At 65.0% G+C, this 20,960-nt stretch carries 23 protein-coding genes and 2 pseudogenes; 15 read left to right on the top strand and 10 right to left on the bottom strand.

Annotated elements, in window-relative coordinates; all coding sequences use genetic code 11:
- The first annotated feature begins 8 nt into the window (after positions 1–8).
- Together AC5V87_RS11845 and AC5V87_RS11840 are read left to right on the top strand one after the other, a co-directional pair.
- Positions 9–869, top strand: a complete 861-nt coding sequence (locus tag AC5V87_RS11845) for a VOC family protein (protein WP_456839921.1) — start codon at positions 9–11, stop codon at positions 867–869.
- 202 nt (positions 870–1,071) lie between these two features.
- Complete coding sequence (locus tag AC5V87_RS11840; protein WP_495371074.1) at positions 1,072–2,022, top strand: lytic transglycosylase domain-containing protein; 951 nt, start codon at positions 1,072–1,074, stop codon at positions 2,020–2,022.
- Between the two features lie 49 nt (positions 2,023–2,071).
- Here the strand turns inward: AC5V87_RS11840 and AC5V87_RS11835 are convergent, their stop codons facing one another.
- On the bottom strand, positions 2,072–3,187 hold the full coding sequence (locus AC5V87_RS11835) for a DUF1236 domain-containing protein (protein ID WP_495371073.1): 1,116 nt from the start codon (positions 3,185–3,187) through the stop codon (positions 2,072–2,074).
- A 97-nt stretch (positions 3,188–3,284) separates the two neighbouring features.
- Between AC5V87_RS11835 and AC5V87_RS11830 the strand changes: the two genes are divergently transcribed.
- On the top strand, positions 3,285–3,758 hold the full coding sequence (locus AC5V87_RS11830) for an NUDIX hydrolase (protein WP_495371072.1): 474 nt from the start codon (positions 3,285–3,287) through the stop codon (positions 3,756–3,758).
- Here the strand turns inward: AC5V87_RS11830 and AC5V87_RS11825 are convergent.
- The gene (locus tag AC5V87_RS11825; RefSeq protein ID WP_495371071.1) at positions 3,745–4,728 is read right to left on the bottom strand and encodes a Bug family tripartite tricarboxylate transporter substrate binding protein; all 984 of its coding nucleotides are present in this window, start codon (positions 4,726–4,728) and stop codon (positions 3,745–3,747) included. The genes AC5V87_RS11830 and AC5V87_RS11825 overlap by 14 nt on opposite strands.
- Before the next feature lie 430 nt (positions 4,729–5,158).
- Here AC5V87_RS11825 and AC5V87_RS11820 point away from each other — a divergent pair, with 430 nt between their 5' ends.
- From AC5V87_RS11820 to AC5V87_RS11810, 3 genes and pseudogenes are all read left to right on the top strand, one after another.
- A complete protein-coding gene (locus tag AC5V87_RS11820) occupies positions 5,159–5,761 on the top strand; it encodes a hypothetical protein (RefSeq protein ID WP_495371070.1) in 603 nt (200 codons plus the stop codon).
- Positions 5,758–5,853: pseudogene (locus tag AC5V87_RS11815) on the top strand (HGGxSTG domain-containing protein); the annotation flags it as partial. The gene AC5V87_RS11820 and the pseudogene AC5V87_RS11815, both read left to right, overlap by 4 nt.
- 18 nt (positions 5,854–5,871) lie before the next feature.
- Entirely contained in the window at positions 5,872–6,048 is a 177-nt protein-coding gene (locus tag AC5V87_RS11810) for a hypothetical protein (protein WP_495372050.1), read from the top strand.
- Between the two features lie 99 nt (positions 6,049–6,147).
- On the opposite strand, the gene AC5V87_RS11805 is transcribed toward AC5V87_RS11810, so the two are convergent.
- Positions 6,148–6,285, bottom strand: a complete 138-nt coding sequence (locus AC5V87_RS11805) for a hypothetical protein (RefSeq protein ID WP_495371069.1) — start codon at positions 6,283–6,285, stop codon at positions 6,148–6,150.
- A gap of 208 nt (positions 6,286–6,493) precedes the next feature.
- Here AC5V87_RS11805 and AC5V87_RS11800 point away from each other — a divergent pair, with 208 nt between their 5' ends.
- Together AC5V87_RS11800 and AC5V87_RS11795 are read left to right on the top strand one after the other, a co-directional pair.
- Positions 6,494–8,008 (top strand): CYTH and CHAD domain-containing protein, encoded by a 1,515-nt coding sequence (locus tag AC5V87_RS11800; protein ID WP_495371068.1) that lies wholly within the window; start codon positions 6,494–6,496, stop codon positions 8,006–8,008.
- Positions 8,009–8,021: 13 nt separating this feature from the next.
- On the top strand, positions 8,022–8,405 hold the full coding sequence (locus tag AC5V87_RS11795) for an avidin/streptavidin family protein (RefSeq protein ID WP_456839929.1): 384 nt from the start codon (positions 8,022–8,024) through the stop codon (positions 8,403–8,405).
- 212 nt (positions 8,406–8,617) lie between these two features.
- Here the strand turns inward: AC5V87_RS11795 and AC5V87_RS11790 are convergent, their stop codons facing one another.
- Positions 8,618–10,048, bottom strand: coding sequence for a TAXI family TRAP transporter solute-binding subunit (locus AC5V87_RS11790; protein ID WP_495371067.1), 1,431 nt, complete (start codon positions 10,046–10,048; stop codon positions 8,618–8,620).
- A gap of 192 nt (positions 10,049–10,240) precedes the next feature.
- On the bottom strand, positions 10,241–10,459 hold the full coding sequence (locus AC5V87_RS11785) for a hypothetical protein (protein ID WP_495371066.1): 219 nt from the start codon (positions 10,457–10,459) through the stop codon (positions 10,241–10,243).
- 220 nt (positions 10,460–10,679) lie between these two features.
- On the opposite strand from AC5V87_RS11785, the gene AC5V87_RS11780 reads away from it, so the two are divergent.
- From AC5V87_RS11780 to AC5V87_RS11765, 4 genes are all read left to right on the top strand, one after another.
- Entirely contained in the window at positions 10,680–11,924 is a 1,245-nt protein-coding gene (locus tag AC5V87_RS11780) for an MFS transporter (RefSeq protein WP_495371065.1), read from the top strand.
- A 33-nt stretch (positions 11,925–11,957) separates the two neighbouring features.
- On the top strand, positions 11,958–13,151 hold the full coding sequence (locus tag AC5V87_RS11775) for a M20/M25/M40 family metallo-hydrolase (protein ID WP_495371064.1): 1,194 nt from the start codon (positions 11,958–11,960) through the stop codon (positions 13,149–13,151).
- A gap of 122 nt (positions 13,152–13,273) precedes the next feature.
- On the top strand, positions 13,274–14,362 hold the full coding sequence (locus AC5V87_RS11770; RefSeq protein WP_456839933.1) for a mandelate racemase/muconate lactonizing enzyme family protein: 1,089 nt from the start codon (positions 13,274–13,276) through the stop codon (positions 14,360–14,362).
- A 188-nt stretch (positions 14,363–14,550) separates the two neighbouring features.
- A complete protein-coding gene (locus tag AC5V87_RS11765) occupies positions 14,551–15,699 on the top strand; it encodes an amidohydrolase (protein ID WP_456839934.1) in 1,149 nt (382 codons plus the stop codon).
- A 96-nt stretch (positions 15,700–15,795) separates the two neighbouring features.
- On the opposite strand, the gene AC5V87_RS11760 is transcribed toward AC5V87_RS11765, so the two are convergent.
- The gene (locus tag AC5V87_RS11760) at positions 15,796–16,017 is read right to left on the bottom strand and encodes a hypothetical protein (protein ID WP_456839935.1); all 222 of its coding nucleotides are present in this window, start codon (positions 16,015–16,017) and stop codon (positions 15,796–15,798) included.
- Between the two features lie 120 nt (positions 16,018–16,137).
- On the opposite strand from AC5V87_RS11760, the gene AC5V87_RS11755 reads away from it, so the two are divergent.
- The gene (locus AC5V87_RS11755) at positions 16,138–16,860 is read left to right on the top strand and encodes a DUF72 domain-containing protein (RefSeq protein WP_456839936.1); all 723 of its coding nucleotides are present in this window, start codon (positions 16,138–16,140) and stop codon (positions 16,858–16,860) included.
- Positions 16,861–16,875: 15 nt separating this feature from the next.
- On the opposite strand, the gene AC5V87_RS11750 is transcribed toward AC5V87_RS11755, so the two are convergent.
- From AC5V87_RS11750 to AC5V87_RS11740, 3 genes and pseudogenes are all read right to left on the bottom strand, one after another.
- A complete protein-coding gene (locus AC5V87_RS11750) occupies positions 16,876–17,055 on the bottom strand; it encodes a hypothetical protein (protein WP_495371063.1) in 180 nt (59 codons plus the stop codon).
- A complete protein-coding gene (locus AC5V87_RS11745; RefSeq protein ID WP_456839938.1) occupies positions 17,052–17,279 on the bottom strand; it encodes a hypothetical protein in 228 nt (75 codons plus the stop codon). The genes AC5V87_RS11750 and AC5V87_RS11745 overlap by 4 nt, the downstream gene beginning before the upstream one ends.
- 219 nt (positions 17,280–17,498) lie before the next feature.
- Positions 17,499–18,609 (bottom strand): annotated as a pseudogene (locus AC5V87_RS11740) (CaiB/BaiF CoA transferase family protein).
- A 170-nt stretch (positions 18,610–18,779) separates the two neighbouring features.
- Between AC5V87_RS11740 and AC5V87_RS11735 the strand changes: the two are divergent.
- Both AC5V87_RS11735 and AC5V87_RS11730 read left to right on the top strand, forming a co-directional pair.
- On the top strand, positions 18,780–19,667 hold the full coding sequence (locus AC5V87_RS11735; RefSeq protein ID WP_495371062.1) for a hypothetical protein: 888 nt from the start codon (positions 18,780–18,782) through the stop codon (positions 19,665–19,667).
- Between the two features lie 152 nt (positions 19,668–19,819).
- Positions 19,820–20,197: a hypothetical protein gene (locus tag AC5V87_RS11730; protein ID WP_456839941.1), complete on the top strand. Its 378-nt coding sequence runs from the start codon at positions 19,820–19,822 to the stop codon at positions 20,195–20,197.
- Positions 20,198–20,631: 434 nt separating this feature from the next.
- Here AC5V87_RS11730 and AC5V87_RS11725 read toward each other — a convergent pair whose 3' ends face one another.
- The gene (locus tag AC5V87_RS11725; protein ID WP_495371061.1) at positions 20,632–20,946 is read right to left on the bottom strand and encodes a hypothetical protein; all 315 of its coding nucleotides are present in this window, start codon (positions 20,944–20,946) and stop codon (positions 20,632–20,634) included.
- Between the last annotated feature and the right edge of the window lie 14 nt (positions 20,947–20,960).

Here is a 20,960-nt window from a genome sequence, read left to right as displayed (position 1 = left end):
GAAGAACAGTGACTCTCAAGAACGTCATCGGTATCGACCACGCCGTGGTCATGGTGAAGGACCTCGACAGGGCCGCCGAGAACTACCGGCAGCTCGGCTTCACCGTCTCGCCGCGCGGCACCCACAGCCCGCATATGGGGACCGGCAACTACACCATCATGTTCGATCCCGACTACATGGAGCTGCTCGGCGTGCTGGTGGCGACCGAGCACAACGCGCCGGCTCGCGTTTTCCTGGACAAGCACGGCGAAGGCATCGAGCGCATCGCCTTCACCGCGGTCGATTCCGCTGCGGGCGCCGAGGAGATCCGCGCACGCGGCCTCATGCCGATCGGACCGACCGATTTCGAGCGGCCGGTGACGCTGCCTGATGGCTCCGTCTCGGCGGCGAAATTCCGCGCCTTCATGTGGCCGACCGCGGAAGCACCGGGCGGCGTGCGCATCTTCGCCTGCCAGCACAAGACCCGCGAGACGGTGTGGATCCCCGAACTGATGAAGCACGCCAATGCGGCCAAGCGAATCAGGCAGATCCTGATCGCAACGCCGGAGCCGGCGAAGGAGGCCGCACACCTTGCGCGTCTGATCGACCGCGAACCGAAGGCCGCGGTCGATGGTGCCGTGACGGTGCCCTCCGGCGGCGACCGTGCCGATTTCGTCTATCTGACGCGCGAGCAGCTCGGCCAACGCTATCCCGGCGTGCCGCTCGCAGGCCTCTACGAGCGCGGCGGTGCGGCGCTCGTTCTCGTCAGCGGCGATATCGCCGCGACCGAAAAGGCGCTGGGCGCGGCCGCGGTACGCAGCGGGGCCGCGATCTGCGTGCCACCGGCCAAAGCCAACGGCACCCTGCTCGCGTTCGTTGCGAAAGCGTAGCCGCACTTGCCGCTTGCACCTTGCATCTGACCGCGGCTCGCGTAGATCCGCGGAGCCGGCATCGCCGGTTCTGCGGCGGGAACACCCGTACTAACACCGACCCTCCCGCGGAATCGCAGCTTCGCCGCAATTACGGTTAATGAAGTCCTCGTTGCCGGCGCATATGCCGGTCGTTCCCCACAGTTCGAGGACTCTGACCGAGATGCGATTTCTCGTCGCGGCTTGCGCTGCGTTGCTGATCGTGATGTGCGACGTCGGCTCGACGACGTCCCGGCAAGCGGAAAACACCGACAACGCCCTTCTGAAAACCGATCGCGGGCCCTCTCTGGTTCCCCTCGTCGAGCTCTTCCTCTCGAGCGTGCAGGCCATTGAGCTGGCGAATGCGCGCGCTGCATATGAGGAGACGATCGAGCCGGCGCGAGCGGTCGAAACCGTCGCGCCTGCCCCGCTTTCGTCGACTGAAAAATTCTGCCACGCGCTGCGCGAGGCCGCGGAGGCCAGCGGCATTCCGGTGCCGTTCTTCGCGCGCCTGATCTGGCAGGAGAGCCGCTTCAGGTCCAACGAGGTCAGCCAGGCCGGCGCGCAAGGCGTTGCGCAATTCATGCCGGAGACGGCCGCCGAGGTCGGCCTCGACGATCCCTTCGATCCGATGAAGGCGCTCCCGGCATCGGCGAAATTCCTGAGCAAGCTGCGCGACGATTTCGGCAATCTCGGTCTTGCCGCGGCCGCCTACAATGCCGGCCCCGGCCGCATCCAGAGATGGCTGGCGAAAGAGAGCGAGCTGCCGCGCGAGACGCGCGACTATGTCCGCATCATCACCGGCACCCGAGCCGAAGACTGGACCACGCGCGCCGACGCGCTGGCGATCCGGATCGACCTGCCGCGTGAAGCACCTTGCGAAGGCATCGGCAGTCTCTCCAAGACCAGAGACGTCGCCTGGGTTCCGGTGAACCTCACGCCCTCGGTCACCACCATCATGCGCAAGGCCGAGCAACTGGCGGCGCGTTTGACCGCCAACCGCGCCCGCAAGCGGCTTGCCTCGGTGATCCGCAAGACCACCAAGGCGCGCAGCATGATCGCGGCGCGCGCGGCCGGCAAGAGCGCCAAGGCCCGCGCCATCCGCTTGGCCGCACGCGAGCGGTCCTCAGGCTGACGCGCGGACCGGAAGCCGCTCGCAGGAGCGGCTTCCGAAGTGCTGCGATCTAGTCGATCTCCTCGATCACGCGACGTTCGCGCGGCTCGATGACATAGGTCCGCGTGTCGCGATGGATGTAGCGGTATTCCCGCAGGTCGGGCGCATCCTGGTAGACCGTGCTCGGGAATTCCTCGACCTCGACGGTCTCGGGGACGCGGTCACCGACATGTATCTCGGTACGCGCGGTGCTGCCGGTGGTGCGCGCTTCGCTACGGCCCTCCGTACGGGTTTTCACGTGCTTGCGGATCACCTCACGATCGCGATCCGAGAATTTGCTGGCGCTGCGCTCGCGCGTGGTCGTCGTCGCGGTGGACTGTCCTGAATACGGCAGCACCGTCACGATCTTGTAGGTCGCAGGATCGACCACGACGATCTGATCCTTCACCAGCGCAAAGCTGTAGCCGCGGTACTGCGGCACGATCTCGACCACGTCGGGCGGCAGCGTCGACAGCTGCACGTCGCGCGGCACCACGGTGCCGACGTTCAGCGAGAAATTGACGTTGGTGAGCGGTCGCACGTTCAGGCGCGAGATCGACGCGCTGATCCTGCTCTCCTGCTGCCGATCGAGATTGACGTCGGTGCGGGAAGCCGTGTTCGTTCCGGATCGTTCGCCTTGCGCCTGGCTCGTGCCCGATGCATTTGGCGACTGGGCCTGGTTGGTTCCCGCGCTGGGCGCCTGCTGCGCCTGATTGGTGTTGGATGACGGATTGCTGGATGACGGATTGGTCCGGTCCTGCGCCTGGTTGGTGTTCGTCGCCGGCGGGTTGGCGCCCTGCTGCGAGGCGGGCGGATTGCCGGCGGTGTTGGAATTCGTCGTCCCACTCTGCGATCGCGATGAATCTGCGCTGTTGGACGTATTCGACGTGCCCGAGCTGTTGTTGGCGGAGCCGGACGATGGCGGCGGGGCCTGCGTGTTCTGCGTCGAAGCTGCCGGCGATGACTGGGACGGCGCTGTCGATTGCTGCGGGCTGGTTGTGCTCGGCGCCGGGCTGGTCTGCTGCGAGGTCGTATTTGACTGCGATGGTGGGGTCTGCTCAGTCTTCGAGCTCGTGCCCGGTGATTGCGCCAGGGCGGCATTCGTCAGCACGAGGCCTAATGCAGTCGTCGCTAACATTCGGATCATGGTTCTCCTCCTCTTGTCCGGTTCTGTATGGCTACCAACCTGCGTTAAGAGGCTCGGTTCCAGTTTTTCCCGGGCCGGTGACAGTGAGGAACCAGCGATGCCAACGAGAAGCGCCGGGATCGTCGCCTATCGCATGCGATCTGAGATCGAGGTTCTGCTGGTCCATCCCGGCGGCCCGTTCTGGCGCAACAAGGATCTCGGCGCCTGGTCGATCCCGAAGGGCGAATATGAAGACGGGCAAGATGCCGAGGAAGCCGCGCGGCGCGAATTCGCCGAGGAGCTCGGTGTCGAGGTGGCCGAGCCACTCACTGCGCTGGGCGAGGTGAAGCAGCGCGGCGGTAAGATCGTCACCGCTTTCGCCATCGCGCTCGATGTCGATACGCTCAATGTCCGCAGCAACATGTTCGAGATCGAATGGCCGCCGCGCAGCGGCAAGCGACAGGCGTTTCCTGAGATCGACCGCGCCGCGTTCTTTACGCTCGACGAAGCGGCCAGGAAGATAAACGAGGGCCAGCGCCCGTTGCTCGAGCGGCTGGCGCGACTGATTAACCGGCGCCCTACTCCGCCTTGATGTTCGCGGCCGCGACGACCTCGGCGAGATCCTTGGTCTCCTTCGCGATCTTGGCGGCATAGTCGGCCGGGCTCAGCACGCTGACGACGCCCTGCGTCTGCAGCCGCTCCTGCAACACCGGGTCCTTTGCCGCGGCGACGATCTCACGATGCAGCGTCTCCAGGATCGGCGCGGGTGTCACCTTCGGCATGAAGAAGCCGACCCAGAACTTGATGTCGAAGCCGGGATAGCCGGCTTCCGCGATCGTCGGCACATCCGGCAGCGACGGCAGCCGCTCGGCGGAGGACACCGCGAGCGCGCGCAGCTTGCCGGCCTTCACCAGCGGCACCGCGGAGAGCGGATCGAACACGGCGAGCACCTCCTGCGCGAGGATGCCGACCTCGGACGCAGCCCCACCGCGATAGGGCACGTGGATCAGCTTGATGCCGGCCTTCTGGCTCAGCAGCTCCATGGCGAGATGAGCGAGATTGCCGTTGCCGCCGGAGCCGTAGGCTAGCTCGCCCGGCCTTGCCTTCGCCGCTGCGACGAGATCGGCAACCGTCTTGATGTCAGCGGTCCTGGGATTCTCCGGATTGACCACCAGCACCAGCGGCGCCGAGACGACCGTGGTGAGCGGCGCGAAGTCGCCTATCGGATCGTAGCGGGCGTCCTTGAACAGCGTCTTGTTGAGGGTGATGGTGGAGGAGTTGCAGGCAAGGATGGTGTAGCCGTCCGCATCCGCACGCGCCACGCCTTCGGCGGCTATCATGCCGTTGGCGCCGGCGCGGTTCTCGATCACGAAGGGCTGCCCGAGCTTGTTGCCGAGGCGGTCGGCGACGATGCGCGCGACGACATCGACCGGGCCGCCGGCGCTGAAGCCGACCATGATCTTGACCGGGCGCGCCGGATATTTCTGCGCAAACGCCTGTGTGGACAGCACAGAGGCGCAGAGCGCGGCGAGGAGCACCAGCAGGCGGGCCGTTCGTTGCATTGGTTCTCTCCCCAACCTCGGCGCCTCTGCTTGTTGTTGATGCGGCGCGCTGCCAACCATGAATAGCCGTCGCGCCGATTTCCGCAATCGCGTTTTCCACGGCGGCATTCCGCCGCGCGGCAGGCGAAAGCCCCGATCCAGACAAAACCGCGAAAACAACCCCATGCACAGTAGGCGGCGCCCGTCCGAACAAGGACCCGCGCGTCGATTTCGCGTATCCCGAAACTCCGTTTGACACGTCGGGCAAAACAGGTGCAGAATGGCATCATCGCGACAATCGCGGTGCCGGCACTACGCCCGATCCTGGGCGGCTCGACCTGGCTAGCGTAAACCCCTCACCGACATCTCAAATCTCAACCGCCGCGCAACAGGCGCCACTGGCCTCGCGCTCCGCGAGCCCTCGCGCCTGGGCGGGCAAAGGATACCTCGCATGACGACATCCCCGACGAGCACCCAGACGATGCTCATCGCGGCGGACGACCGCGCCGCGACCATTGTAAGCCCGAAAGTCAAACTCCGCCGCAGGCGCATCGTCATCGACCATCCCGATCCGAGCGCCGGCGAAAGGATGCTGGCCGAGGCGCTCGGCGCCGTCGACCGCGACGCGCTGCATGGTCTCTTGAGCCAGCTGGCGAAAGCCAGCGTGGTTGCACGCAAACCGGACCAGGGCAATCTCGCCTTCATGGTCTCGATGCTCAAGAGCATTGCGGCAAAGGACTCGTTCGAAGCCATGCTGGCGGCGCAGATGGTGAGCGTCCACGTCGCGTCGATGCGTAGCGCCTGCCGTCTCGCCTGCACCGACGACGTGTCGCAGCAGGAGAGCCTCACGCGCGCGCTGACCCGGCTGGCGCGCACCTTCGCAGCCCAGGTGGAGGCCTTGAACCGTCACCGCAGCAACGGCGCGTGTGCGATCACGGTGCAGAATTTGTCGGTGCAGGATGGCGGCAGGGCTGTTGTCGGCAATCTCACACAACACGCGAACTTGATCGCTGCGCAGCCGGGCCTGGTGGACGCGGCGGCCGTCGGCGCATGAATCACGCGCGCAACACAGCCCCAATGCGAACGAGCCCGCGTTGCGGGGCGCAAACGCGCGATGGCGACCCCTGCCGCGCACCGGCGCTGCGCGGCCGGCCTCGCTGCCGCATGCACGGCGGCGCGGCGGGATCCGGCGCGCCCTTTGCAAACAGCAATGCCGTCAAGCACGGCTTTTTCACCGGCGAAGCCATTGAGGAGCGAAAGCTTGTTCGCACCGTTCTGAGGGAAGCAGAGCGACTGCTCCGCCAACTGCGCACGGAGACCAAAGCCATCCGCAACTCCTGAGACATGAAACCAGACCCGTGGTGCATCTTCGAGACGCGCCTTCGGCGTGGTCAGGATGAGGACGGAGCGCGTAGCAGCTTTTCGGTGGACAACGCCTGGTCAGTCCGACGCCGTCCTCGCCGAGATATCGTGGCTGGTGCGCGTTCCCTCGCCGTTGTCCAGATGATAGAGCGCGGTCGCACCGCCGGCTAGGACAAGCACGATGATAAGGATGGCAATGACGTTCTTTGTGCTCACGGACGCCTCCTCCAAGAGACGTGATCAAGAGACGCGATCAAGACCCGATGATGTTCGTCAATCGAGCCTTCTCAATTGGAGTTCCGTGAATTTTCGATGACGCCTGCGGCGGGATCAGTCGCGGGATCATCGGGATTCGAAATGTCCGTCTGCAGCCGGAACTTCTTCGCGGTGGCGTCACTTTGAATCGGCAACGGAAGCACGCCCGATGAATGCCGAAACGGAACTCAAATTCCGCCTTGCGCCGCGCAAGCTGTCATCGGTCTTGCGCGCCGCCAATTCGAACGGACGACGAGGCGACAGGTCCGAGCAGGCGCTGGTGTCGACCTATTACGACACGAACAAGCTGAAGCTCAGGCGGCATGGTCTGACGCTCCGCGTCCGCAAGATCGGCGATCGCTATGTGCAGACCGTGAAGGCGGGCGGCTCCGGAACCCTCACACGCGGCGAATGGGAACATGAGGTCGCAGGCGCAAAGCCCGATTTCAAGAAAATCAAGAACACGCCCCTCGACGACCTCTCATCCAGGAAGCTTCCGCGCAAACTGCGGCCGGTGTTCCAGACCGAGGTCCATCGCACGACCGAGGCAAGGCGGGTGCGACGGAGCCAGATCGAGCTCGCCGTCGACCGCGGCCGCGTCGGCGCCGGGCGGCGCTCGCGGCCGATTGCCGAGCTCGAGCTGGAATTGAAGTCCGGCCAGGTCGCCGATCTGTTCCGACTGGCGCGCAATCTCGAACGCAAGACGGGCGCCGAGCTCGATCTGCGCTCGAAAGCCGAGCGAGGCTTTCAACTGGTCGCGGGCAACGGCACAGGCGCGCAGCACGCCGAGCCGATCGCGCTGAAAGCCGAGCTCTCGCCGCGCAATGCCTTCGGCGTGATCGCGCATTCGACGCTGCGACAGATCACGGCGAATGCGGATCCGGTGCGGGACATGGATTCGGAAGGCGTCCATCAGATGCGCGTCGGCCTGCGGCGCTTGCGGGCCGCGATCTCGCTGTTCTCGGACGTCCTGCCGCGCGCCAGCACCGAGCGGATCAAGGCCGAGCTCAAATGGCTCACGAGCGAACTGGCGCCGGCGCGCGAGATCGACGTCTTCCTCAAGGAAAGCATTCAGCCGATCGCCGATCAAGGCGTGCCGAAACGCGGCGCTCGCGCGATCGCCAAGCGATTTTCCACGGAACGAAGCGAAGCCTTCGCACGCGCCCGCGAGGCGGTCGAGTCGGCCCGCTACCGCCGCCTGCTGATCGACGTGATCGAGTGGATCGAGACCGGACAGTCCCGCGCCGGCGACGACGGGTCGATTGCCCCTTATGCCGCCGAGGTGCTGGATCGCCGGATCAGGAAGGTACGCAAGCAAGGCAAGAAGCTGGACGATCTCGATCCGCGGCAGCGCCACAAGCTGCGGATCAAGGTCAAAAAAATCCGCTATGCCGTCGAGTTCTTTGACAGCCTCTACAGCGATCGCGGCCGCAAGCAGCTCGCAAGCCTCTCCAAGCGGCTGAAGCAGATTCAATCTGCACTCGGGTCGCTCAACGACTTCATGGCGCATCGCGAGCTGGCGACCGAGGCGGCGTTGATGGCGCCGCCGGCGAACCGACGCGCCCAGGCTTTCGCATCGGGATTCATCGTCGGTAGGGAGCGCGAGGTGGCAAACGGCCTGATGAAGGACGCCGCGAAAGGGCTGCATCGACTGCACCGGCTGCGCGTCGTGCCGGGCAACTGAACGGAGAACCCGCATGTCATGGGTCGGCAGTTGGCGAAACCAGTTCGGCTCCATCCTGCGCATCATCAGCGACGCGGAGGGACGCATCGAGGGCACATTCGAGACCGCGCTCGAAGACAGCGGCTTCTATGGACAGACGGTGCAGGTCGCCGGGTTGCATCGGGGCAATTGCATCGGCTTTGTCGCCGTCGGCTCCTCGGCGACGGGCGACCGCGTCGTTTCGTACACGGGATTGTTGCGCCACGGAAAGATGGAGACCGCCTGGTTCGTGGTCGCCGACCAGGCGCTGAGCGCGGCCAGCGAAGGCGATCCCGCCAAGCTCAAGCCGCTGAACTGGTGGCGCGCCGTGACAACCAATGTCGACACGTTCGAGCGGGTCCAGAGCGTGATGGGATGAGGCTCGACTAGTTCCGATTGAGGTGCACTCCTTCCACGCTTGTTAACCGGACGGACTACATCCATCAGGACATCGACATCATCACCACGCGCTTGAGCTACAAATTCGGCGGGCCTGTCGCCGCGAAATATTGATACTTTTCGAAATAGAAACTCCAGACCCCGGCATCGAGCAGGCCCTTTTGTTTTGGCGGGGCGTTCCGAAAGGCAGGTCTACGTGCCGCCTGATCCTCGCGCCATTGTTGTCGCGCCTCGAACCGTTTCGACATTGGCACGTTGCAACGTGGCCCGCCTCTCGGCGATGGCGTTGCTCAACAGATCGAGAACCAGGTGGAATGCCGCGAGCTCCTCTTCCTCAATTGCGCCGTCGTCGTAGCACGCGAGCGTTTCGCGTATGATGCCGTCGGCTTCGCGCTGGAGCGCCAAGAGCTGCTGGTTGGACTCCGCGGTCTGCGCGCTGGACACCATGGCCAGGATTCTCTTGCGATGGCTGGTGTTTTCCTCCCTTTCGTCGCGATTCAAATAGCGGCGCAACCAGGCGGCGGCCGAGCCGATGCCGGAGAGAAGCAGCAGCCCGAACCAGAAATAATCGCCGTAGCGGTCGAGAAAGCTGCGCTCGTTGCCGTCGATCACGGCCGACGCTCCACGATGTACCGGCAGCTCGGTATCCTTCTCGAGGTCCGGCTTGGTGATGTGGGCGGCACCTGGGACCTGCCTGGCGATCGCCTGACGAACGGCAAAGAGCTGGCGGAAGAATGCGGCCACGGTCGTTTCGGACAAGGCCTTTCTCGCCACGATCAGGTGGCTGACGCTGACTGTCTCGACCTTGTCGTCCGGCCAAGCCGGATCCGCATTGAAGACGCTGGGCGGGATCTCCTCAGATTCATAGCGGGGATACTTCAAGGCGATCGCTTCCGAGGTCTCGACGGCGAGAAACTTCGGCTCGCCGCGCAGGCGCGCCGTTGCTGCGATGGCGTCGGATGTGATTTTGCTGTCGAGCGGCCCGACTGCCATGAAGGCATCGAGGCGAGGGTCGCGCGCCAGTGCCTCGATCTGGTCCGTGCCAAAGTGCGTCACTGCGACCTTGTCCGCATCGACGCCGGAGGCGCTCAGGATGACCCGCAGCAACGCGGCATTCGCCGGCGTCTTTCCGATGATGCCGACATGATGCCCGGCGAGATCGGCAACCTCCTTGATTTTCGGCGTCGGCTTTCGTTTCGAGGTCTTGCTTGCAAGTCCGGACGGCGACCACAGCACGACGAAGTTCCTGCGCACGACCGCGACTTCCTGCGCGTCGGCAGGCATCTCCAGGTCGCCGCGGCCAACGGCCAGGTCGGCCTTGCCGGCCCCAAGCAGCGCAAGCGACTGCGCTGCCCCTTCGGTCTTGATCGGCGACAGCCTGACGGTTCGGCTCTCGGCACCAAAGGCATCGGCCATCGCCTGAATGACCTTGTCATCGTCGCTGCCCGATGGTCCAACGGCGATCCGAAGCGTCGCCGGCCGCAACGCATAGTAGAGCGCGCCCGAGGCCGCGGCAAAGACAAGAAATCCAACCGCGAGAACCAACAACAAGGCATTGCTTCTTCTCCGCTCGCGGCGGGCGGCGTCAGTTGTCGCCTGGCCTGTATTCTCCGAAAAGGTCATCGTCGTTGCCAATCGCAATCAGGAGCAGCTTCCCGTGTCACCCGTTCTTCACGGGAACAACGTGCTGACGGCCGCGCCGGTTCATCGGCCTGACGCTCGAAATGGGCGGAGCTCGGGATCCCCGGCCGGTCGGCCGTCGTGATGCTCTCGGGCCCTTCTAGCGAAGCCACAAGGGGCAATGGCGCTATTTACCTAGAGCGGCGGCGACGTGCCGACCAACTGCTGTGCCAGCATGTGATAGCCTTCCGCCGTGAGATGCTGCCCGTCGGGTTGATGCGGCAGTCCGCGCAGCATCCCGTTCGGGAGCATGACAACCTTGATTCCCATCGCGCCTAACCGGCTTTGGATTTCAGGCGTGTTGTCGGCGGCCAGCTTTCTCCGGTCATTTCCGCCGGGTTGAAGGATCACCACGCTCGTGCCCTTCGAAGCTGAGCGTCCAATCGGCGCATCCGCAAAACTATCGCCGCGTGGCTGGCACAAGCAAGCCACCATTCCGGCAAGGGCCGGAAGCCAACATCAGCGTTGTGCCGCTACGTCTGGCGGGCCATGCGATAAGCCGCCTACTCCCGCCATTGGCACGCCTGCCGCAATGATGTAACCCGGCCAAAACCCTTGCCGGGACGGGAACGCTATGAGTGCGGTTGCGACGGATGAAGCGGGACATGGCATCCGCGCGCTGATCTTTGCGCTGCTCGCTCTCGCCTGCGGGCACATGCTGTCGACCTTGCTGCGCACCATCCCGGCGGTCAGCCTCGATCTGATGGCGGCGGATTTTCATATCGAGCCGCAGGCGCTGGCGAGCCTCACCTCGGTCTATCCTTTCGCCTTTGCCGCTGCGCAAATCCCGGTCGGCGCGGCGATGGACCGGTTCGGCGTGCGGCCGGTGTCGCTGAGCCTGCTCGCGGGAACCGTGGTCGGCGCGATCGCGTCGGGCTTTGCGATGGGGCCTGCGAGCTTTGCCCTTGGGCAGGTGCTGCTGGGCATTGCGACCTCGGGCATGCTGATGTGCCCGATGACGCTCGCCGCCAAGCAATTGTCGGCGGCACGGTTCGGGCTGTGGTCGGGCGCGATCCTCTCGATCGGCAATATCGGCATGCTGCTGTCGTCGAGCCCGCTCGCCTTCGTGGTCGACAATTACGGCTGGCGTGCCGGGTTCTGGATCTCCGCGCTCGGCGACGTCGCGGTCGCGCTCGCCGTGTTCCTGCTGGTGCCGAGCCAGCCGGCCGAGCACAAGGACGATTCTTCGCCGCTGTCGCAGATGATCGAGGTGCTCAGGCTCGGCCTCTCGCGGCCCCTCCGCGGCCTGATCGCGCTGGCGCTGGTGTCGCTGGCGACCTCGCTGGTGCTGCGCGGCCTGTGGGGCGGGCCGTGGCTGATGGAGGTCAAGGGGCTGACGCGGGTCGAGGCCGGCAACCAGCTCGGCGCGTTCACGCTGGCGATGATCGCGGGTCCGCTGTGCATCGGCATGATCGACCGCAGGCTCGGCCGCCGCCGCGCGCTGGTGGCCGGCTCGCATCTGGTCGGGGCGCTGCTGCTGGCACTGATGGCGCTCGGCGCACCGCATTATCCGGTCTCCACGCTGCTGGGCCTGCCGGTGATGCCGCCGCAATACGACCTCGCGCTGTTCGTGCTGATCGGGCTTGCGACCTCGGCGCAGCCGCTGCTGTTCGGCATGTCCAGGCAGCTGGTCGACGCGCAAACCGCAGGCAAGGCGCTCGCGGCCCTCAACCTCGCCTTCTTCCTCGGCGCAGCGCTGATGCAGTCGATCACCGGCGCCGTCGCGGCACTGGGCCTGCCGGCGGTGCTGCTGTTCATGGCTGCAATGCTGGCATTCGGCGTGCTGATCTTCTTGGCTTACACCTCGCCGAGCCCATAGGATGGCCGGCACCGTTCGCCAAAGGAATCGATCATGCCCGTCGACCACCAAGCCGCCACCGACCGTCTCATGCGCTTCCTCGCCGTCGAGGGCGTGACCGGACAGGAGGCGGCGATCGGGCGTGAGCTCACGGCCGCGCTGAAGGAGGCTGGCGTGCCTGCGAAGGCGATTCGACTCGACGATGCCAACACCCGCATTCCCGTGCCGACCGAGACCGGCAACCTCATCGTCGACCTGCCCGGCCGCGGCGCGCTGCACAACCAGCCGCGCATCATGTTCATGACTCATATGGACACCGTGCCGCTCTGCGCCGGTGCCAAGCCCAAGAAATCCGGCCGCAAGATCGTCAACGAAGCAAAGACCGCGCTCGGCGGCGACAACCGCTGCGGCTGCGGCGTGCTGGTGACGCTGGCCGCCGAGCTCGCCAAGCAGAAGCTCGACCATCCGCCGATCACGCTGTTGTTCTGCGTGCGCGAGGAGAGCGGGCTCTATGGCGCGCGCCACGTCAAGCTGGAGGAGCTCGGCAAGCCCGCGATCGCCTTCAACTATGACGGCGGCGCGGCCTCCAATGTCGTGATCGGCGCGGTCGGCGCCGACCGCTGGACCGTGGAGATCTTCGGCCGCGCATCGCATGCCGGCGTCGCGCCCGAGCGCGGCATCTCCTCGACCATGATCTTGGCGCTCGCGCTTGCCGAGGTGAAGGCCGGCGGCTGGTTCGGCAAGGTGGTGAAGGGCAAGAAGCAAGGCACCAGCAATGTCGGCCCAGTCACCGGCGGCGAGGGCCGCCCCGCGGGCGATGCCACCAATGTCGTCACCGACTACGTCCATGTGCGCGGCGAGAGCCGCAGCCATGATGGAAAGTTCTTCAAGGAGATCACGAAGGCCTACAAGGCCGCGTTCGAAAGGGCGGCCAAGAAGGTGACCAACGCGCAAGGCAAGTCCGGCAAGGTCAAGTTCAAGGCCGAGACCGACTATTATCCGTTCCGCATGAAGGAGAGCCTGCCCGTGGTGAAGCGCGCGATCGAGGCGGTGTCCGCGGTCGGCGGCACGCCGAACGTCCGCGCCGCCAATGGCGGCTTAGACGCCAACTGGATGGTCCGCCACGGCGTTCCGACCGTGACGTTTGGCGCAGGGCAGAACGAGGCGCACACCATCGACGAGTGGATCAATCTCGACGAATACGACAGGGCGTGCGCGCTGGCCGTGCAGCTCGCGACCATGCGGTGAGTTCGTAGCCTGTAAGGGTGGGTTAGCGAAGCGTGACCCACCACGTCTGTCCCCCGCGGACACCAAGAGGTGGGTTACGCCTTCGGCTAACCGACCCTAACAAAAGAAAAATGGGAGGCCACATGCCAAGCATCGCGTCAATCGAATCCGCCCTCTACCGGATCCCGCTGCCCGTCACGCTCTCGGACTCCACACACGGCGAGATGGCGGCGTTCGAGCTGATCACCTGCCGCATCCGCGATGCGGATGGCGCCGAGGGCGTCGGCTACACGTATACCGTGGGGCGCAATGGCGGGGCTGTCGCCGACATCCTCAAGCGCGAGATTCCGCTGCTGGTCGAGGGCCGCGAAGCCGACGATACCGAGGCGATCTGGCATCATGTCTGGTGGGGCCTGCACTATGGCGGGCGCGGCGGGCCGGCGGTGCTGGCGCTGTCCGCGCTCGACATCGCCCTGTGGGACTTGAAGGCGCGGCGCGCGAAATTGCCGCTGTACCGATTGCTCGGCGGTTTCGATGCGCACGTGCCGTGCTATGCGGGCGGCATCGACCTCGATCTCTCGGTCGAGGCGCTCTTGAGGCAGACCGATGGCAACCTCGCAAAGGGCTTTCGCGCCATCAAGATGAAGGTCGGCCGGCCCGATCTCAAATCCGACGTCGCGCGCGTCGCCGCGATGCGACAGCATCTCGGCGACGGCTTTGCGCTGATGGCGGACGCCAACATGAAGTGGACGGTGGAGGAAGCGATCCGCGCCGCCCGCGCGTTCGTGCCTTACGACCTGACCTGGCTGGAAGAGCCGATCATTCCCGACGACGTCGCGGGCCATGCCCGCATCCTAAAGGCCGGCGGCGTGCCGATCGCGGCCGGCGAGAATCTGCGCTCGCTGTGGGAATTCAAGAACTACATCGTCGCGGGCGCGGTGTCCTATCCCGAACCCGACGTCACCAATTGCGGCGGCGTCTCGAGCTTCATGAAGATCGCGCGGCTCGCCGAGGCGTTCAACCTGCCCGTGACCAGCCACGGCGCGCACGACATCACCGTGCATCTGCTCGCGGCCTGCCCGAACCGGTCGTATCTGGAGGCGCACGGTTTTGGCCTCGACAAGTATATCGAGCACCCGCTGGTGCTGAAGGACGGGCTGGCGCTGGCGCCTGATCGGCCGGGCCATGGCATCAGTTTCGACTGGACGGGGCTGGCGAAGCTGGCGGCGTAGAGTTTGCTCGTCAGCCCGGGCTTGTCCCGGGCATCCACGTTCTTCGCAAGGCAAGCAAGACGTGGATGGCCGGGTCAAGCCCGGCCATGACGATGCGGCTGCACCCGAGGCATTCGCTGGCACTGGGTGCACGTCGCCGATAATCGGCTAGAGTGGTGGCAGCCGTCACCATCCGAGAGAGCCGCGCCTTGCCCCCCGAACTCCACAAGAAACTGACCGAATGGCGCCGGCATCTGCATGCGCATCCCGAGCTGTCGCTCCAGGAGAAGGCGACCGCCGCGTTCGTGCAGGAGAAGCTGACCGAGCTCGGCATTCCCTTCAAAGCCGGCATCGGCGGCCACGGCATCGTCGCGACCTTGAGGCGCGGGTCTGCGCAGGGCCGAGTCGGCCTGCGTGCCGACATGGATGCGCTGCCGATCACCGAGGAAACCGGCCTTGCCTACGCCTCGACCACGCCGGGCGTGATGCACGCCTGCGGCCATGACGGACACACCGCTTCGCTGCTCGGCGCCGCCGCGCTGCTCGCTGCCGATACCGATTGGAGCGGCACCGTCGATTTCATCTTCCAGCCGGCGGAGGAAGGCTTTGGCGGCTCGCGCGCGATGGTGGCGGCCGGGCTGTTCGAGCGCTTTCCGATGGACCGGGTGTTCGGCTTCCACAACTGGCCGGGCTTGGAGGCCGGCACCATCGCGGTGCATGACGGCGTCGTCATGGCCTCCGGCGGGCGCATCACCATCACCATCGAGGGCCATGCCGGGCACGCCGGCATGCCGCATCTGACCCGCGATCCCGTGATGGCGGCGGGGCATCTCATCGTGGCGCTGCAGGCGGTGGTGTCGCGCAGCGTCGATCCGCTCGACACCGCCGTGCTCTCGCTCTGCACGATCGAAGGCGGCACCGCGCCGAACCAGATCGCGGGCAAGGTGACGATCCGCGGCACCCTGCGCTATCACCGCGATAACGTGAAGGACACCATCCTCGAGGGCATCGAGCGCACCTGCGCCGGCATCGCCACGAGCTTCGGCGTCAAGGTCACGCCCGAGATCGTCATGGGCGTCGGTGTCGTGATCAACACGCCGGCCGAAGCGGGCCTCGCCCGCATCGCCGCCGAGACGGCACAGGCGCCCCTGCGCCGCGACCTCGCGCCCAGCATGGCCGGCGAGGATTTCGCCTTCTATCTGCAGAAGCGGCCGGGCGCGTTCGTGTGGATCGGCAACGGGCCCTTGCGCGACGGCGCCGAGCTGCACGGCCCGCGCTACGATTTCAACGACGCGATCCTGCCGGTGGCGTCGACCTGGATGGCCGAGGTCGCCAAGACGGCGCTGGCGTCGAACTAAAGCGCAATGAGATCAGGATCAATCGTCATCGCGCTTAGCTTGTTGTTTGCGCATGATCTTTTCGGAAAACCGCTGCGCACTTTTCCGGATCATGCTTTAGCTGATCTCGCGCGGCAGCTTCCACTCGGGCCGCGGCTCGCAGACCTCGCTCTCCTCGACCCGCGCGACGTGATATCCCCCGGGCAGAAGCCGGCCGCCTTCCTCGTCCGCGACCGGCACGTCGGTTACCAATCCCTCGATCAGGGCGGCTTCCCACACCTCCTTCTCGGAAGGAAAGGGAGCGCCGATCTGCTTGTTGCCTTCGAACAGCGCGTACATCGGTTCCGGTCCTCGCGTTGACCAAGCTCACGAGAAACGTATCGACCGTACGGACGTTCCCTCCTTCAGGCGCGACTTCCGCCCTCGAGCGCGCCTGCGACGGCAAGGGATATGACGTGAATGGCGCGCGTTCTGATCGGAACTTCCGGCTGGCATTACGCCTCCTGGCGCGGCCGGTTCTTCCCTGAAGGCGTGAAGCTGAAGGATCAGCTTCGCTACTACGCCGGACAATTCGAGACCACGGAGCTGAACGGCGTGTTCTACCGCACGCCAACGCCCGAAGCGGTCGAGGCCTGGCGCGAGCAGACCGGCCGTGATTTCGTCTTCGCCTGGAAGGCATCCAAATTCATCACGCACTGGAAGCGCCTGTCCGATCGCTCGGTGAACAGCCTCGAGCTGCTGGAGGACCGTATCTCGCGGCTCGGCGGCAAGGTCGGACCGATCCTGTTCCAGCTGCCGCCGCAATTCGAGGCGAATGCCGACCGGCTGGCGTCCTTCTTCAAGCTGCTGTCGCGGAAGCGGCGCTACAGCTTCGAATTCCGCCATCCGAGCTGGTATCAGCCGCGCATCCTGCGGATGCTGGCCGACGAGAACATCTCGCTGTGCCTGTCCGACCATCATGATGCGCCGGCGCCGTGGAGGCGCACGGCGGATTTCGTCTATGTGCGCGGACACGGGCCGGGCGGGCGCTATCACGGGCACTATACCAAGGCCACGCTGGCGCAATGGGGCCGCCGCATCAAGTCATGGAAGCGGCAGGGCTGCGACGTCTACGTCTATTTCGACAACGACCAGAAGAGCGCGGCGCCTGCCGATGCCAAGGCGTTGAAGCAACTGCTTTAAGCGCGGCAAGCCGGATCAGGCGGCAACGTCCTGCTGCCAGCCGCCGTGGAGCTCGCTGATCAGCTTCTCCTCCCGTTCGATCCGGCGCCGGTAAAGCTCGCGCTCCGTGTCGGTTTTTGCGCCGGCCAGCAGCAGGCGATAATGCCCGATGATCTTCTCGCTACCGCGGATCAGCAGGGTTCGGACGTCGGTCATGACGCGAGCCTCGCGCTGTCAGGCGTGGCGGCGCCCTGCGGCCAGGTGAACTCGACAGGGAAGGTGTTGGAGGCGAGCGCCGCGAGGGCCGCCCGCTCCTCCGACAGGCGCCGTTCGATGAACTGGCGCTCGAGGTCCGACAGCCGCGTCTTCAAAAGGCGTCGATAGCGGAAAATGTTATTTCGGTGCGCGCGAATGCGGGCCAGATCTTCATCGAGCATCATCGTCGCTCCTGACGGTCTTTCACTATCCTTTTCGCTTTTTCAGGTGCTGGAAGAGCAGTCTTCCGGCGGAAAAAATATTCGAGCTTCTTACGCTGTCAAGATGCACCCCTGCCGCTCCCGGCTCGGCACAGCGATCGGCCGGCCGCGCCTAGAAAGCTTTTACGCCACCCTCTTGCAACGAGTTTCCTCCGCTCCAGCAAAATCCGTGGTCGATTTCGGCTAGATGATCCCGCCCTGCCGAAGCGCTGCGATGGCAGCCTTGTCATAGCCGAGCTCGGCCAAAGCGGGCGACGGGAGCGTGTTTCGGCAGGCCCGGATAGTCGACGTCCTGCAAGAAGCCGGCGGCGCGGATGTGCGGATGATCGAGCGCCTGTTGCGGGCTCAGCACCGGACCGGTCGGGATCATCGCCTCGCCCAACGCATCGACAGCCTCCTGCGTGGTGCGCATCGCGCACCAGCGCGCCATCCGCTCGCTGATGACGGGACCATTGTTGCCGCGGCTGATGTCGTCGGCAAAGCGCGGATCGTTCAGCCAAAGCTCCTCCTCGCCCATCAGCCTCGCCCAGCGCCTGAACAGCGGCTGGCCGGTGACCTGGCACAGCACCCAGCCGTCCTTGGTGCGGTAGATGTCGGCGGGCGCGGCAGTCTGGCCGAGATTGCCCGTCGGCACGCGGTTGACGTTGATGACGGCCTGCTCGATCAACGTCGCATTGGTGAAGGACAGCGCGGTTGCGAGCAGCGCGCCCTCGACGACCTGCCCGCGCCCGGATTTGCCGCGCTCGATCAGCGCGGCGAGCGTGCCGAACGCGCAATGCAGCGCGGTGCCGAAATCGACCCAGTTCACCGCGGCGCGATAAGGCGGATCGCCTACGCCGGTCATGTAGACCGAGCCCGACATGACCTGGCCGACGCCATCGAAGCCGACGCGATCCGACCAGGGGCCCGGCCCGCCGAACGCCGTCGCCGTGGTCAGGATGATGTCGGGCTTGATCGCCTTGAGCGAGTCGTAGTCGAGCTTCATCGCGCGTAGCGTCTGCGGCGGCAGATTGGCGACGACGACGTCGGCGGTCGCGATCAGGCGGCGCATCACCTCTTGGCCTTCAGCCCTCATCGGGTCGAGCGTGATGCACTTCTTGTTGCGGTTGACCTGGAGGAACAACGCGCCTTCGCCGTTCGCGCCGACCGGTGCCACGAAACGGTCCTCACTGCCGTCGCGCTTCTCCACGCGAATGACCTCGGCGCCGAATTCGGCCAGCAAGGTCGCACAGTAGGGACCTGCGATATAGCGCCCGAAATCGAGGACACGCACGCCCTCCAGAACTCCCTGCATCGATCCCTTCCCTTATTGTGTTCTCGCCAGCTTACAGGGACTGGCTCCGACGGCAAGGCGGGCGGCTGACAGGCCGGCCCGCTCTCAAGATGTGATCGGCAGGCCGTTTCGACTGGCGGAAATTGTGCTCTAGTATGGGCCTCCCAATGCTCCCAGCGAGAAGCGTCCCCATGCCGCAACAATTCGACCGATCCGCAGAAGATCTCGGCAACGCGATCCATTTCGAGCACGTCAACATCCAGGTCCCCGACCAGCGCCTGGCCACGCTGTTCTACGTCGCCGGGCTCGGGCTCACCCGCGATCCCTATCTGATGGTGTCCGACAGAAATATGTGGATCAACGCCGGACGCAGCCAGTTTCATCTGCCGAGCGGCAAGGCGCAGGTGCTGCGCGGCCACACCGGGCTGGTGATCGAGGGCCGCGAGGCGCTGCTCGCGCGCCTTGCATCGGTTGCGAAGAAGCTCGAGGGCACCGCCTTTGCGTTCACCGAGCACAATGACCATGTCGAGGCGATCTGTCCGTGGGGCAACCGGATGCGCTGCTACGAGCCGGATGCGGCGCGCTTCGGCCGCATCGCGCTCGGCATTCCCTATGTCGAGTTCGACGTGCCCGTGGGCACCGCGAAGGCGATCTGCGCGTTCTATCCCGAGATCATGGGCATGCCCGCGAAGATGCGGAATGGCGACGGCACGGTCGCCGCTGTGCAGACCGGCCGCGACCAATATCTGCTGTTCCGCGAGACCGAGCGGCCGCAGCGCGGCTATGACGGCCATCATGTGCAGATGTACATCACGGACTTCTCGGGCCCCTACCGCAAGCTGCTGGCGCGCGACCTGATCTCGCGCGAGGACAACCAGTACCAATACCGGTTCTGCGACATCGTCGATCTCGACAGCGGCAAGCACCTCTTCACCGTCGAGCACGAGGTGCGCGCGGCGACCCATCCGATGTTCATGCGCCCGATGGTCAACCGGAACCCGGCGGTGAACAACCGCAATTATGCCTACGGCCACGATCAGACGTCATGGGCGCTGGGATTGGATCAATACGAGGGATAGAGCGCGTGCCGGCTCGCGCATCCGATGATTTCGAGACGCATTTGGAAAAATGCACGACGCTTGCGGGCCGTCCTCTTTGAACGATCGAAAGAGCTATTATCTGCGCAATGCAAATGCAGCATAGGCTTGTGGCCGCGCCGTGCCGGACAGCCATGGCCGGAGAGATCGCGATGAAGAAATGCGTCTATTGGGCCGCTGCGGCGGTCTGTCTCGCCGCCTCCAGCTCCGCAGCTGAAGCGCGCTCAGCCTACGACGGCACCTGGGATATCGTCTTCGTGACGCAGCGCGGTACATGCGATCAGAGCTACAGTTTCTCCGTCAACATCACCGACGGGATCGTGACACATCCGAACCTGGTCCGGTTCAGAGGCTACGTCGCAAGATCCGGCGCGGTCCGCGCCTCGGTGGCGGTTCAGGACAAATTTGCCTCAGGCAGCGGCCGGCTTTCGGGTAACGCCGGCCAGGGACGGTGGAGCGGCTATTCCGGGACCGCGCGTTGCTCCGGATATTGGACCGCTCACCGAAACTGATCATCGGCTCTGCCGAGTGGATTCCGAGCAGCCGGCCCCCTGCTTGGCCGGAAGGGGAAAATCGTTACCGCGACGTGACGTGCCGCGGAGAAGGCGCACGATGTTCTTCGCGTCCGCATGTGAGCCGCTTGTAACCCGCAAGGCTCATGCGCCAAACGAACTGCCATTGTCGAACGCGCTCGAAAAATCTGGCGGCACCCGGGGGCTTACCGGCCACGCAAACTCTCCGCCACTGCCGAAAGCACGTCGGCCAGTTGTCTCGCCATCTCCGGTATCGAAAAGCCAGCCTTAGGCTTGTTATACAAGCGTCACCCTCGGAAAGCCGAGGCAGGCTTGGGCCTGCTCAAACGTCTGGCAGAACGGAGGCCTCGATCGTTTGAGCGCCAATTGCGCTCCGATGGTCTGCACAGGTCCGATTTGTGCGCCATAATGCGCTATTCTCGCGCATCATGCTGGCTGGGGCGGGAGGGATCGAACCTCCGAATGGCGGAATCAAAATCAGTTTGATTGTTCAATGAATTCAATGAGCATTTGGAAAAAATGACAGAAATGCCGGCTAGCAAACTCAATGGCTTGCCGACCGTTTCCAAACAAAATCCGCATGGAGACCCCCTGCCGCCCTTTTCATCGAGCACCAGGTCTCCGGGTTCTCTGTGGAGCAAGTACCTCGGATCGAGATCGTCATCGGCGGCAAGGATAGGCACCTTATCGAACGCCTCGCTTTGAAAGCGAATAGCAGTCGCGCTCATCTGCGCCTGCCCAG

It is taken from the genome of Bradyrhizobium sp. SOJA106 (assembly GCF_059448745.1).
The sequence above is the reverse complement of the archived record's forward strand: the minus strand, read 5'-3'. Positions and strand labels throughout refer to the sequence as shown.

Excerpts from the sequence above, each read along its gene's own strand:
- AC5V87_RS11775 (WP_495371064.1), top strand. The coding sequence starts at position 11,958 with ATGCCCGTCGACCACCAAGCCGCCACCGACCGTCTCATGCGCTTCCTC.
- AC5V87_RS11835 (WP_495371073.1), bottom strand. The coding sequence starts at position 3,187 with ATGATCCGAATGTTAGCGACGACTGCATTAGGCCTCGTGCTGACGAAT.
- AC5V87_RS11750 (WP_495371063.1), bottom strand. The coding sequence starts at position 17,055 with ATGACCGACGTCCGAACCCTGCTGATCCGCGGTAGCGAGAAGATCATC.
- AC5V87_RS11735 (WP_495371062.1), top strand. The coding sequence starts at position 18,780 with ATGCCGCAACAATTCGACCGATCCGCAGAAGATCTCGGCAACGCGATC.
- AC5V87_RS11830 (WP_495371072.1), top strand. The coding sequence starts at position 3,285 with ATGCCAACGAGAAGCGCCGGGATCGTCGCCTATCGCATGCGATCTGAG.
- AC5V87_RS11790 (WP_495371067.1), bottom strand. The coding sequence starts at position 10,048 with ATGACCTTTTCGGAGAATACAGGCCAGGCGACAACTGACGCCGCCCGC.
- AC5V87_RS11820 (WP_495371070.1), top strand. The coding sequence starts at position 5,159 with ATGACGACATCCCCGACGAGCACCCAGACGATGCTCATCGCGGCGGAC.
- AC5V87_RS11840 (WP_495371074.1), top strand. The coding sequence starts at position 1,072 with ATGCGATTTCTCGTCGCGGCTTGCGCTGCGTTGCTGATCGTGATGTGC.
- AC5V87_RS11800 (WP_495371068.1), top strand. The coding sequence starts at position 6,494 with ATGAATGCCGAAACGGAACTCAAATTCCGCCTTGCGCCGCGCAAGCTG.
- AC5V87_RS11780 (WP_495371065.1), top strand. The coding sequence starts at position 10,680 with ATGAGTGCGGTTGCGACGGATGAAGCGGGACATGGCATCCGCGCGCTG.
- AC5V87_RS11795 (WP_456839929.1), top strand. The coding sequence starts at position 8,022 with ATGTCATGGGTCGGCAGTTGGCGAAACCAGTTCGGCTCCATCCTGCGC.
- AC5V87_RS11770 (WP_456839933.1), top strand. The coding sequence starts at position 13,274 with ATGCCAAGCATCGCGTCAATCGAATCCGCCCTCTACCGGATCCCGCTG.
- AC5V87_RS11760 (WP_456839935.1), bottom strand. The coding sequence starts at position 16,017 with ATGTACGCGCTGTTCGAAGGCAACAAGCAGATCGGCGCTCCCTTTCCT.
- AC5V87_RS11755 (WP_456839936.1), top strand. The coding sequence starts at position 16,138 with ATGGCGCGCGTTCTGATCGGAACTTCCGGCTGGCATTACGCCTCCTGG.
- AC5V87_RS11745 (WP_456839938.1), bottom strand. The coding sequence starts at position 17,279 with ATGATGCTCGATGAAGATCTGGCCCGCATTCGCGCGCACCGAAATAAC.
- AC5V87_RS11730 (WP_456839941.1), top strand. The coding sequence starts at position 19,820 with ATGGCCGGAGAGATCGCGATGAAGAAATGCGTCTATTGGGCCGCTGCG.
- AC5V87_RS11825 (WP_495371071.1), bottom strand. The coding sequence starts at position 4,728 with ATGCAACGAACGGCCCGCCTGCTGGTGCTCCTCGCCGCGCTCTGCGCC.
- AC5V87_RS11725 (WP_495371061.1), bottom strand. The coding sequence starts at position 20,946 with ATGAGCGCGACTGCTATTCGCTTTCAAAGCGAGGCGTTCGATAAGGTG.
- AC5V87_RS11810 (WP_495372050.1), top strand. The coding sequence starts at position 5,872 with ATGCACGGCGGCGCGGCGGGATCCGGCGCGCCCTTTGCAAACAGCAAT.